At 40.9% G+C, this 12,490-nt stretch carries 13 protein-coding genes and 1 pseudogene; 3 read left to right on the plus strand and 11 right to left on the minus strand.

All coding sequences use genetic code 11. From position 1 onward, the window contains the following. Positions 1–234 precede the first annotated feature (234 nt). Together IEV27_RS04735 and IEV27_RS04740 are read right to left on the minus strand one after the other, a co-directional pair. On the minus strand, positions 235–987 hold the full coding sequence (locus tag IEV27_RS04735) for an alpha/beta hydrolase (protein ID WP_188376294.1): 753 nt from the start codon (positions 985–987) through the stop codon (positions 235–237). After that, the gene (locus IEV27_RS04740; RefSeq protein ID WP_188376295.1) at positions 984–1,835 is read right to left on the minus strand and encodes an SDR family oxidoreductase; all 852 of its coding nucleotides are present in this window, start codon (positions 1,833–1,835) and stop codon (positions 984–986) included. The genes IEV27_RS04735 and IEV27_RS04740 overlap by 4 nt, the downstream gene beginning before the upstream one ends. Positions 1,836–2,001: 166 nt before the next feature. On the opposite strand from IEV27_RS04740, the gene IEV27_RS04745 reads away from it, so the two are divergent. Continuing rightward, a complete protein-coding gene (locus IEV27_RS04745; protein WP_188376296.1) occupies positions 2,002–2,121 on the plus strand; it encodes a YjcZ family sporulation protein in 120 nt (39 codons plus the stop codon). 116 nt (positions 2,122–2,237) lie between these two features. After that, on the plus strand, positions 2,238–2,807 hold the full coding sequence (locus IEV27_RS04750) for a YgjP-like metallopeptidase domain-containing protein (RefSeq protein WP_188376297.1): 570 nt from the start codon (positions 2,238–2,240) through the stop codon (positions 2,805–2,807). 177 nt (positions 2,808–2,984) lie between these two features. On the opposite strand, the gene zupT is transcribed toward IEV27_RS04750, so the two are convergent. From zupT to IEV27_RS04770, 5 genes and pseudogenes are all read right to left on the minus strand, one after another. Beyond that, a complete protein-coding gene (zupT, locus tag IEV27_RS04755; RefSeq protein ID WP_188376298.1) occupies positions 2,985–3,791 on the minus strand; it encodes a zinc transporter ZupT in 807 nt (268 codons plus the stop codon). A 167-nt stretch (positions 3,792–3,958) separates the two neighbouring features. Continuing rightward, positions 3,959–5,089, minus strand: coding sequence for a S1C family serine protease (locus IEV27_RS04760; RefSeq protein WP_188376299.1), 1,131 nt, complete (start codon positions 5,087–5,089; stop codon positions 3,959–3,961). A 10-nt stretch (positions 5,090–5,099) separates the two neighbouring features. Beyond that, on the minus strand, positions 5,100–6,131 hold the full coding sequence (locus tag IEV27_RS04765) for an FxLYD domain-containing protein (RefSeq protein ID WP_209488393.1): 1,032 nt from the start codon (positions 6,129–6,131) through the stop codon (positions 5,100–5,102). A 75-nt stretch (positions 6,132–6,206) separates the two neighbouring features. Continuing rightward, a pseudogene (locus tag IEV27_RS20060) lies at positions 6,207–6,338 on the minus strand (zinc-ribbon domain-containing protein); the annotation flags it as partial. A gap of 264 nt (positions 6,339–6,602) precedes the next feature. Beyond that, the gene (locus tag IEV27_RS04770; RefSeq protein ID WP_188376301.1) at positions 6,603–7,796 is read right to left on the minus strand and encodes a dicarboxylate/amino acid:cation symporter; all 1,194 of its coding nucleotides are present in this window, start codon (positions 7,794–7,796) and stop codon (positions 6,603–6,605) included. A 284-nt stretch (positions 7,797–8,080) separates the two neighbouring features. Between IEV27_RS04770 and IEV27_RS20065 the strand changes: the two genes are divergently transcribed. Continuing rightward, positions 8,081–8,560 (plus strand): 3D domain-containing protein, encoded by a 480-nt coding sequence (locus IEV27_RS20065; RefSeq protein WP_373868065.1) that lies wholly within the window; start codon positions 8,081–8,083, stop codon positions 8,558–8,560. A 33-nt stretch (positions 8,561–8,593) separates the two neighbouring features. On the opposite strand, the gene IEV27_RS04780 is transcribed toward IEV27_RS20065, so the two are convergent. The 4 genes from IEV27_RS04780 to IEV27_RS04795 form a co-directional block, all read right to left on the minus strand. Further along, positions 8,594–8,833 (minus strand): hypothetical protein, encoded by a 240-nt coding sequence (locus IEV27_RS04780; protein ID WP_188376302.1) that lies wholly within the window; start codon positions 8,831–8,833, stop codon positions 8,594–8,596. 193 nt (positions 8,834–9,026) lie between these two features. After that, positions 9,027–9,425 carry a secondary thiamine-phosphate synthase enzyme YjbQ gene (locus IEV27_RS04785; protein WP_188376303.1) on the minus strand — a complete coding sequence of 133 codons (399 nt, stop codon included), beginning with the start codon at positions 9,423–9,425 and terminating at the stop codon, positions 9,027–9,029. A gap of 17 nt (positions 9,426–9,442) precedes the next feature. Further along, on the minus strand, positions 9,443–10,402 hold the full coding sequence (gene dapF, locus IEV27_RS04790) for a diaminopimelate epimerase (RefSeq protein WP_188376304.1): 960 nt from the start codon (positions 10,400–10,402) through the stop codon (positions 9,443–9,445). 50 nt (positions 10,403–10,452) lie between these two features. Then, on the minus strand, positions 10,453–12,480 hold the full coding sequence (locus tag IEV27_RS04795) for an iron ABC transporter permease (protein ID WP_188376305.1): 2,028 nt from the start codon (positions 12,478–12,480) through the stop codon (positions 10,453–10,455). Positions 12,481–12,490: the final 10 nt, after the last annotated feature.

Below are 12,490 nucleotides of genomic sequence, written 5' to 3' on the forward strand. Positions count from 1 at the left end.
TTTCAAGCAACTTTTCAAAGTCAGATCATCCCCATGAAGGATTACCGCTATCTGTTGTTGGGGGAACTTTTTAACAGTATGTAAATTCATTTTCAATAGCTGTAGGTGATGGTGTCATTGCGTGCGCAAGCCCTTCTTACAAAGCTCATTTTTATTATTCTACCATACAACTAGTGGTTATAGTTGTCTATACCACTTTGATATCAAATAAGAAAAACCCTCATAAAGAGGGCTTTACTTCGTATTGGAATACATGACGAAAAATTCTAAGCTGCGTTCAGTAATTATATCGAGGTCTATATCTAACGTAGCTACGTGGTAGCTGTTCTCAAGATGAATCAGTTCTTTATGTTCGGATAAAACAGTGTTAAAAATCATTTCAGAATTTTCTGGAGGTACAATATGATCTTCTTCAGATACAAAAATAAGAATAGGACAATGAATTTTAGCCAGCTCATCGTGCACACGAGTCATCATTAAAATGAGATGTTCAATCGATGCTACCGGGGTTTTATCATACGCCAGTTCAGTAACTCCTTCTTTTTTAATGTCAGAACCAATCGCTGCAATATATCGATCGTCTGTGGTTTCGATTATATTTTCCATGGAGGGGATATCAATCGCAGCGTTAATAGGAATAACTCCTGCAATGTCCTCATACTTTGCTGCTAAATGAAGCGCTAACGTACCGCCCATAGATAATCCAACCACAAAAACCTTCGAACATCGCTCTTTTAACCACGCATAAGCTTCCTCCACGGAATCCATCCAATCTTGAGCCGTGGTGGTTTCCATATCTTCAGGTGCTGTCCCATGCCCTTTTAAGCGGGGACAAGCCACACTATAGCCTTCTTTACCATAAGCTTCCACAAGAGGCCTTACACTTTGAGTTGTCCCCGTAAAGCCATGTGAAACTAAGATTCCAACTTCATTTCCCTCAAAATATATGGGTTGAGCTCCATCTAATACAGGATATTCTTCCATCATACCAGCTCCTTTTTCCCTATTATTTTTTTTAGCACTGTACGTTCTAAGACGGACCAAGGCAAAATCCGTTTAAGCAACAGATTCATCCTTACACCTGGTCCGATCGGGTACCTTAACTTCTTTAATCCAGATCGGTCAGCCAGAGAGGCCATTAATCCCGCTACTTTCCCTGGGTCTTCATGCACTTCGCGGTTTAACGCTTTCCATAAGCCTTTTGTATATTCATGATAGGGGGAGTTAGGATCATACACAGCTTGAGGAAGATCAAGACCTGTGGACCAAATATTCGTTTCATAGGATCCCGGCTCAATTAACGCAACATCGATGCCAAAGGGCTTCACTTCAAATCGTAAACTTTCTGACAATCCCTCTAGCGCGTGTTTTGAACTAACATAAGCTGAAAGACCTGGAAAACCAATAAGTCCGCTAATACTGCTCACATTTAAAATTTTCCCGTTTTTTTGATGCCGCATCTTTGGCAGTACAACCTGGATCACTTGAATAACACCAAATACATTGGTTTCAAACTGGCGGCGGTAATCTTTAAGAGGAACTTGTTCTAGAAATCCTCCCACCGCATATCCAGCGTTATTAACAAGAACATCTACTCGTTTTAATTGATTGACCTGTCTTTGAAAAAAAATTAAAGAATCGTCGTCTGTTACATCTAATGGCCAAACAGTAATGTTCTCTGCAACGGTTTCATGTAATTTCGCTTGTTTAAAAACATTCATTTTGTTGGGATTTCGAATCGTAGCAATCACATTCATATTCTTTTCTGCACATTTTATAGCAGTGTGATAGCCAAAGCCGCTAGAGGCTCCGGTTATAATCACGGTTGGTTTCATTTCTCACCCTCCGTTTCTCTAGTAAAACTTCGATACTCATGGGTCCATACCCTTTTTTCAGCCTCATTTAATCCAATAAAATTACATTTGCCTATGTAGACATATGCCCTTCCATATCAAACGCCCGTTCATAAAGTATTGTATAAGAGAAAAGGTGGTGAATGATGTGAACTACTATGGAGGTTATGGATGTGGGTACCCTAGACGACGCAACGCGGGTGGTTTCGCCCTTATCGTCGTGTTGTTCATTCTATTAATCATTGTTGGTGCTTCCGTTTACAAATAATTCTTCTCTTCTACAGACCAGGAACTTTTCACCCCCCTGGTCTTTTATTTACGTTTTGACGGTAGTCCAAGCTTTTAATACAATAAGGAAGATTGATAGAAAGAGAGGGGATTCCTATGCCCGATATTCAAAATGGACTACACGATATGTATTATAAGCTTGATAGAGTAGAAGATATTTATTTTATGAAAATTTATTTGGATGACTTGAACGGAATCTGTGTGACAGCTCCACTACATAAATCTAAGGAAGATGTAGAGGCCTTCCTTTATAAAAAAAGAGAGTGGATTGATGAGAAATGGAAAAAAATCCACGGGGACTTATACGAGAATCATCTAAAGGAAGAAAAGGTTGCTTATTTAGGACGAAAATATAAAGTCCAAAAGAATTCATCAGATCAACCTTCTTCCTCGTTCTCTTTTTATAAAGGGAAATTCCACTTTACCTACCCTGCTGTTTTAACTGCTGAAGAAATGGAAGTGAAGCTCCGAGAAAAAGCAGACGAATGGGTAAAAAACAAAGCAGACGAAAAACTGAAAGATCTCGCGGTAAACAGTGCAGCTGATGATTACAGGTTAGGGTGGAAAGACGGAGACTCCCTTTACGTGAATTGGAGGGTAGTCAAGCGTTCGAAACAAGCCATTCAAACAGTGATTGAGGATCTAATCGAAGAAAGAACTTATTAAATATCAGGGTGAGACAAAACTGAATAAAGCATTAAATCATCCGAACGATTGTGTAGAAATCAGTTCGGATGATTTATGTTCATGCGCACCGGGTACCAGGTACCGAAATTCACACTTGGCACTTCGCTCTTTTACAGCTTTTCGGTACCTGGTACCCTTATAAGCATAGCCCTCTCTTTAAATAAACAGCAGCAAACTAACAGCCATTACAGCCATTCCAGCTACTACACCATAAATGGATAGATGGGCCTCTCCGTACTTGCGTGACGCCGGTAGTAGTTCATCAAGAGAAATAAATACCATGATTCCGGCTACCCCAGCAAATAATACCCCAAACATCACGTCATTAAGAAATGGCATTAAGATTAGATAAGCAGCAACCGCTCCAACAGGCTCTGATAAACCCGATAAGAAGGAAAGCTTAAATGCTTTTTTCTTATCCCCTGTAGCAAAATAGATAGGAACTGAAACTGCAATACCTTCAGGGATGTTGTGGATGGCAATAGCAACGGCTATCGCGACACCTAATGTTGGATCTTGTAATGCCGATGTAAACGTAGCGATACCTTCTGGAAAGTTGTGAATCGCAATCGCTAAAGCTGTAAAAGTCCCCATTTTCAACAAATGGCTGTTTTGTACTTCAGCCGGTGTCTTAGACATATCTTCTACCTTTTTCGGTTCATGAGGATTCCCCTGCTGGGGGATCGCTTTATCTATAAGAGCAATGACGAGCATCCCGCCGAAGAAGCTCGCTACATTAATCCAATTCCCTAAACCTTCTCCGAGGGCACTGACTAATGAATCTTGCGCTTTAAAGAAAATTTCCACCATGGACACGTAAATCATGACTCCTGCGGAAAAACCTAAAGCTACCGATAAAAACCTAGTGTTTGTTGTTGAGGTAAAAAAAGCAAGAATACTGCCTATCCCTGTTGCTAAACCGGCCATTAATGTTAACCCAAAGGCAAATAACACATTTTCCATTCTTTCTCTCTCCTTCTCCATTTCTTTGTCTATCCATAGTCTAATTCAAAACTTTCCTCTACGCAACTTTTTTTGTTTTAGTTATATTTTATGTGCGAGGGTAAAATTTGACCCATAAAAAAACGACTTTATTTCGAATAGTACATTCGAGAATAAAGTCGTGTGTGCTAGTCTATTTCTTTACCTTCACCTGACAAAATCATCATTTGGTCATTTTCATAGCCTAACGTATAATCTAAATTATATTTTTTCATTTCAATTTCACCCTCAATTGTCTCCTCAGTTGTGATGACACAATTCACAGCTACCTCTTCTCCCTCTGGGTCGGCAACTACTTGATCAATCGAAACGGATAACGTATTATAATATCCTTCTCTAAATTCTTCGTAGCTCTTGTTCTCTTGCCACTCAGTTCCGAGTAATGAATACGCTGTGACAAAATCCCCTTGATTTATACTGTCGTAAAAGTATTGAACCAAATACGTCGCTTGGTCAGCGTCCGTTTGCTCGTTGGAAGCATCAGTCCCATCTGCAAGCTCAGGGTATTCAGGAAGCTCCTCCATTGGAGATTTGGACCATTGTTTTACCATAGGCAGGATGTCTAGTACGGGGATACTAAACCCGATGGATTCATCTCCTAATTTAGCAGAATTAATCCCAATGACCTCCCCCGTTTTTGCATTGAGCAATGGGCCACCACTATTCCCTGGGGAGATGGGTGCTGAGATTTGATACACATCTTCATACGTGAAAGGATCTAATTCAAAGTTCCGGTCCAGCCCGCTGATTTCTCCCCGGGTTACTGTGTTTTGAAGACCTAGAGGACTTCCAAGTGCTAATACCTCGGTTAATAAAGGTGCATTTTCACTTTCTTGAATCGCTAAAGGATCTTTCCCTTCTAAATCAGGCACCCGCACCACAGCAATATCTGTACTGCGACTAGATCCAATTACTTTACCCGACATTTCTTTGGAATCTACATTAATGACTTGCACGTCTTCCGTATTAGCAACCACGTGGGCGTTCGTAATCACGTCCCCTTTATCGTTATACAAGAAACCAGAACCAATTGTTCCATTATCAAGCTCGATCTGCACAACAAGCTTTTGAGATTCATAGATAATTTCTTGCGTACTTTTTGTGACGACTCCTTCTTCTTCCTTCGGCATAGGCTTGTCTAACACCGAGCTTGCTTCCAGCTGAGAAGGTACCTGATGCTGAATCCATACAAACGATGCAATCCCTGCAATCAGGATCATTGCCATTACAATTGAACTTGTCACCCATGCACGTTTCACGTTGTACCTCCTACTCTACAAACCATTGGACATTTGTTACTTCGACCGAAATTTCTTCTTTTTCAAAATCATAATAATTTTGTTCAAACTTTCCTGTATCCTCGGGATTTAGGTACATGGGGTACACTTGAGACGTATCTGTTTCCAAAATTTCTCCATCTTCATCAAGAATATCGTAAGTGATCTCAATGGAGCTGACAATACTTGTCGCTTCACTTTGGACTTCCCCCTGGACTGTGACATCTCCAAATTCATCTTTAGAAGCTTTAATCGTTAGCACTTTAACTGCTTCTCTTCGATTCATCATTTCTTCCATAGCAGCTTGTTCCATAGCCCGTTCCATTCGATCCTGCTTCTCCTGTTCAAATGCCAGCTTTTCTTGTTCCACCCGGTCCTTTAATCGAAGAAGCTTTTTATGATTAATCACATATTGCAATCCTTCATCTACTGCTGCTATGGCTTCATTATATTGTCTTTCCTTCATCGCTTTTTCTGCTTGTTTTGAACTTATAGACACAATCTTTTCTGTTATTTTCTCGCGGGCACGTGTAGCTTCTTCTAAATCAAGACGAGACAACGTATTCAATTTTTCAGCCAGTTCATCAATATTCGTTAATTCCTTCACTTCATTATTAATTTTCCCGACCGTAATTCTTGAATCAAGCTCATTCATTCTTGGCGTTAGCGTCGCTACTAAACGATTTTCTTGCTCCCCCATCTTTTGATTAACCTGTGATAACTCGTTAAGAGCGTTGTCCAAATCATTTTCTTCAATAGACGTTTCTACACGTTCTAAATCTTTTTCCATAGCTTTCACTTGGTTTACTGCCGATAAGTTTCTTTTTAATGCTTGATAGTCAGGCCGTTTATCAGCTGCACGTTCAAGAAGCTTCCCTGCTTCATTATAATCTCCCTCTAAAGCTAGCTCTTCCGCTTTTTCTTTATCTTCTAAAACAGATTGATTCACTTGTTTGGCATGGTTATAGAAGAAAACTAACCCAGCAGCAATGAAAATGAATAAGGCTCCCGGTAATATGGACATCCAGAGTTTCTTCCGTTTATGTATAGACGAGTCAACCTCAGTTCCTAACTCCTCAAATGAGTCTTCACTTAACTTTTCACCACAATGGGAGCAAAAACGGGAACCCGAATTATTTTCACTACCACATTCACGACAAATCACCATGGGCCCGTCCTCCTTTAATGATAAAATTGGAAAATTATTGGAATAAAACCATCCATTTCTCATTATATCATGATTCGATAATCAACTGAGAATGGATTTTTAGGTTTTTCCTTTGAACTATGTAAACGCACGGCCACACTTAAAAAATGTGCATAAACTAATAGAAAACATGGAGAGGAGCATTCATGAATGAGAGAGCGAATGAACAATAAGAAAGAGCAAAAGGCTTCGCGTCCGAAAAAAAAGTCATGCTGTGGTAAAAAGCGCACTAACAGAGGTTCGTAAATAAAAAAGGCCGCACATTCTGCTGTGCGGCCTTTTACGTATTTAACCAGCTTGTTCATTATGAACCGTTTCTACATCTTTCTTTTTCCCTATTAAACGGTTAGCAATTGTAGTGATCGCTCCATCACCCGTGACATTAGTCGCTGTACCGAAACTGTCTTGAGCTAAATAAAGAGCAATCATTAGAGAAACCATTACTGAACTAAACCCAAGCATGCTCTCTAATAATCCAACTGCAGCCATTACGGCTCCTCCTGGAACACCAGGGGCTGCAATCATCGTTACTCCGAGCATAAGAACAAAAGGAAGCACATCCATAAACGTTGTAGCCTGTCCCTGCATATACAACACGGCCATGGCACAACTCGTAATTGTAATCGTACTTCCTGCAAGGTGGACATTAGCTAGTAAAGGCACGGAGAAGTCGGCAACCTTCTCTTTAACTCCAATAGATTTCGTTTGCTTAAGTGTTACTGGGATCGTAGCTGCTGAAGACTGAGTCCCTAGCGCTGTAAAATAAGCAGGTGCTAATTTTTTTAGTAAATGAAAAGGGTTCGCACGGTGAAGAGCTCCCGCAATTCCGTACACACTGATTAAATAGATCAGGTGCAAAATAATAATCATTACAAATACTTTAGCAAATACACTTAAGATCGTAGCCACTTGACCTGCATAAGACATATTGGCAAAAATACCAAAGATATGAAATGGTAATAACGGAATAATGATATTCTCAATCACTTTGTGAATGATGGATCGGAATTCTGCCATTACATTATATAACGTGTCACCTTTAACCGCCGTCATCCCTACTCCTAATAAAAAGGAAAAAATTAAGGCAGCCATGACATCCATAATCGGAGTCATTTCCACCGTAAATGACGATTCAATTAAAGACTCTTCTGGATTGGTCATCTCGCCGGCATCCTGGCGGCTCAGGATGGAAGGGTACAAGTTACGAGCGACAAGATAAGCGGCCACTCCTGCTAATACGGTAGATAAATAAGCGAGTCCTGCTGTTATACCAAGCATTTTACCTGCACCTTTACCAATTGATGCAATCCCTGGAGCTATAAAACCAATGATAATTAAAGGAATCACAAAGTTTAAGAAATTACCGAACAAGCCTGTAAATGTAGCAAATAGTTCGATTGCCCCTTCTGGAACGATTAACCCTATAAAAGTACCTAAAATAATAGCTAAAATAATTCTGACAAGTAAGGGTACACGACTCATTTTCTTCTTCCTTCCTTATGTTATTTTTTAGTATGTTAACGTAGTACAGAAAATATCTTTCTACACATTAACGTATATAAAGGGCTTTGTGAAGAGGAAAATCCTATGAAAGCCCTTAACTAAAAGAAAAAATTATTGCGAATCATTGGATAAATGATCACGGGGACTATCCACTTAGACAGACGTCATTAAAATGTAATACTTTTGTATCACATTTGTATTTGTTAATTACATTTACCCTTGTTATAATCCTATAAGGATGTTGAAGAAAGGGGTAAAAAGTCTTGAAAAAAGCACTTATTATTTTATCATTTATGTCGTTGTATGCTTTTGGAATCGCAGGATTCAACCCTGATACGTTACAAGCAGATGAACAATCTAAAGAAGAACTTAAAGCCATTACTCTAAGTGAAAAAACAGCTGACCTGGAACGGTTTGCTGATAAAGATGACGAAAAAGATTCAGAAGTAGAAAAAACGGTTAGTGTAGAAGCTACTGCCTATACCGCTTTTTGTGAAGGTTGCAGCGGCATTACGAAAACTGGAATCGACTTAAGAGAGGATCCAGATCAAAAAGTAATTGCTGTGGACCCTGATATCATTCCTTTAGGATCTAAAGTTCGAGTTCCTGGTTATGGTGAAGCTATTGCAGGAGATACAGGCGGAGCCATTCAAGGTCATCGCATCGACCTCTTCATGGAAGAAAATGGAGATGCTATGGATTATGGCCGTCAGCAAATTGAAGTTGAAATCCTAGAATCATAACAAAAGGTCAGTCCATTGGGACTGACCTTTTATTTATTCTCTTGAAAATCGTGTACGGTGCGCTCGCTTATCTAAATAAAAGCTTTCGACACTTGACGTGTGAACAGCTACTCCTTCTTCCAGGAACCACCAATCTCCGCGGTCAAGCTGCTTAACGATGAATTCCATCGTTTCTCTCTCATCCATTTCCTCACTTAGATCAAGATCGTGAGTAACGACGCGCTTACTATCTAATAAAAATATGACATGCCATTCTTTTTTCTTATTTTCCACTTTCAATCACCTTCCTTTATGTACTCGTATTTTTTCATTTCCCTGTTTGTTTGATAAATAACCATACTTTTTTAAAAAAGTTGTAAGAGTTATATAGTCTCCCTCTTTCTATAAAAACTATGTGTTTACAAACCGTACCTGGTACAGAGATAAAAAAGAAAAAAAGCGAAAGGCTTTAAAGCCTTTCGCTTTTTTATTGGATGATTTTAGCGTGGACTTTACGTGAGCGAGGTCCGTCGAATTCGCAAAAATAAATGCCTTGCCATGTCCCTAGCACTAATTCACCGTCTTGAATGATAATGGTCTGGGCGTGGCCAACCGTACTCGTTTTCATGTGAGCAGCTGTATTGCCTTCCATGTGACGATCTTCCGGATGCTCCCACGGATACACTTCGCGAAACCTGCGCAGCATATCCGTCTTGACGTCGGGATCTGCATTTTCGTTAATTGTAATTCCGGCTGTTGTGTGTGCAGAAGAAACGACAACTGCACCGCTCTTCACTCCCTGCTCTCTGATCCAGCTTGAAATTTGTTCGGTAATATCAATCATTTCGTCATGGTTACTTGTCTTTACTGGAATCGTTGTAAACATTCGCTCACCTCTCTCTATTAGACTTGAGATGCCGCATAGTCTTTTAACTTTTCATAGATATCGATCTCATTTTGATGAGTGGTCGATTCGCCCCAATCCCAACGTTTATTTTCTAGATCGACTTCTATTGCAGCGGTATATACATTCGTTGCATTCCCTCTTAATTGAATGGTATAACGTCTTTCAGCTTTTTCAACCACACAATTCACAAGTCCGCCTTTGTTGATAACCACGATCGGCACATCTAATTCATTAGGGCCCAGAATTGTAGAAACAAGTGTTGAAGCAGACATTGCTGTACCGCATGCATTTGTCAGACCGACCCCTCGTTCATACGTTTGCACAAAGATTTTATTTTTTTCTAAAATCTGTACGAAGCTGACGTTAACTCCCCGAGGAAACACACTCGTGAGTTGATTTGCTTTTTCACCAGTAGCTTTAAGATCCGCTTGATCCACTTCGTCGACGATCGTAACGATGTGGGGATTAGGGACACTGAGGGCCGTAAACGTAAGTTTTGAAGACAACTCGGGAATGACTTCGTCCAGCGCTTCGCTTTTTTCAAAATTCATTGGCAACGAAGCTACTTCAAAAGAAACCGGCTCAATAGCGACAGAGAACGTATCGATCCCGTCATAAATTTCCGCTACCTGTTCAACGGCCAGTACGGCTTTTTGCGTTTCAATTTTTACATTCGAATGCCCCACTTGCTCAATCACATGACGGGCTACACAGCGCAAACCGTTGCCGCACATTTCCGCCTCTGTTCCATCTGAATTAAACATCCGCATACGCGCTTGGGCTTTTTCACTGTCCATCACAAAGAGAATTCCGTCAGATCCGACGCCATCATTTCGGTCGCATAATAATAAAGATAGTTCTCTTCGTTCATCCTCTGTAAATGTATAGTTATGTGTCATTTCATCAATTAAAATAAAATCGTTACCTGATCCATGGCATTTAATAAATTCTAACATATTAATTTCCCCCCCATTTTTTTAACACCATCATAGCATATTCTATCCCATTATACAGAACGACGTTTCATAAGCCATAGAAAATATGGTGCTCCAATAAGAGCTACTAAGATCCCTGAAGGAATTTCATTTGGTGCAAGGAGCGTCCGGCTAAATAAGTCAGCGACTACAAGTAAAAATCCGCCAACTAACATCGTTACCGGAAGCAGCTTCTGATTCGCACTGCCGACTAGCAACCTTGAAAAGTGTGGAGCAATCAGTCCGACAAAACCAATTGCCCCAACTGCGGCAACGCTGCACGCTGCTAAAAGTGTGGCAAGCAAAGCCATTTGAAAACGAACGGATACTACTCCTAGCCCCAGACCCTTAGCCGCGTCATCTCCTAAAGAAAGCACGTCCAAGTTTTTAATGTGGACGGCTAGAATCGGTATAAATAAAAGGACAGGCCATAGCAGAAACTTGAGAATCTCCGCCCAGCCTTTTGCATAAGTAGTGCCCGATAACCAAGTAAGTGCAGAGGCGACTCCTAGTTCCGCTTGAACGACCATAATTTGTATAAAGGCTGAGCCGAACGCAGAAATCCCTATACCTAGAAGAGCAAGAGTGGTTGGGTGAAACTCAGCTTTAGCCCCTAAGGCCATGACAACTAAAAAGAAGAGAAGAGCTCCAATCATCGCACCAATCGGTACCCAGAAAGCCGAGACACTGAAAAAGTAAATCGTCGTTAACGCTCCTACACCCGCACCCGATGTAATCCCAATTACCGAAGGATCAGCTAACGGATTACGTAATACTCCTTGAAAGATCAGGCCGCTGACTGCTAGAACAGCACCAGCTAATAAAGCTACGAGCGACCTTGGTAACCGTAATTCCAAAATAAAATTACGCATAAACTCATTGGTCTGCCCCATTAAAGCTTCATAGGTAGCTATCGGTTCAAATCCATAATTCCCCGATGACATGCTAATCCCTATCGTCACAATAATAACGAGAACTAATATAGGAACTATTTTTGCAAGCGGCAAGTTTACAGCCACTCTTCCAGCCATTACAGATCCTGTATCTTTCGAATTTCCTTCTTGCTTCATGCGAAGGACGAGCCATATGAGCCAGGGAGAGCCGACTAGCGCTGTAATGGCACCAACAGGCAGCTCAGAGAAGGAAGGATCAATGACTCTAGCCATCACATCAGCAAATAACAGGACGTTCGCTCCCCATATAAAAGATCCAATGATCAGCGAAGCATGGGTTCTAAATCCTATTAATTTTACGATATGAGGCGCTACAAGGCCGACAAACCCGATTGGCCCAACGACACTTACTGTGACAGAGGTGAGCAGGACAGCTGCCAGAATGGTCACCAGCTTCACGGACTTGATATTTTGCCCGAGAGCTGTGGCTACGTCATCCCCAAGCGTAAGGGTGTCTAATTTCCGTGCATAAATCAGGAGTATAATGAAGGAAATAATGATAAATGGCAAAGAAAACTGTACGCCATTCCAATCGTTTTGCACAAGAGTACCTGATCCCCAAAGGAATAAACCTTGCGTTTCATTCTCATAAAAAATTTGCAGAAGCGACGTTAGAGATGAAAATAAAAAGGTAACAATCATCCCAGCAAGCACCATACGGACAGGAGTGGCATCTCCCCCTCCTGATAACACGTATACAAATAAGAAAGTAAGAATACCTCCAATGAACGCTGTCACCACTCCATTGGCAACCGTAGCAAACGGTAGATAAATCGTAGCAGCCACCACGGCGAAATAGGTTCCTGAATGGATGCCTAACGTACTTGCAGAAGCAAGCGGGTTTTTCGTGACCGTTTGTAAAATAACTCCTGAGACGGCAAGCCCCCCGCCAGCAAGTATCCCAATGACGGCACGAGGAAGACGCATCACACGAACCGTATGATGCTCAATCGTATCCATAGGGTTAACAATGGATTGTACGACTGTTGATAAAGGAAGCGATACATTTCCTTGATTGATATGTATAAATGTTAATAAACATAATAAGACGCTCCCACCTCCAAAGGTGAGAGCTCCTGTTATTACTTGTCTTAAGTTCGGGTTCATTTATGTTCAC

It is taken from the genome of Halobacillus andaensis (assembly GCF_014636475.1).
In the GTDB taxonomy this organism is placed as follows: Bacteria; Bacillota; Bacilli; order Bacillales; family Halobacillaceae; genus Halobacillus_A; species Halobacillus_A andaensis.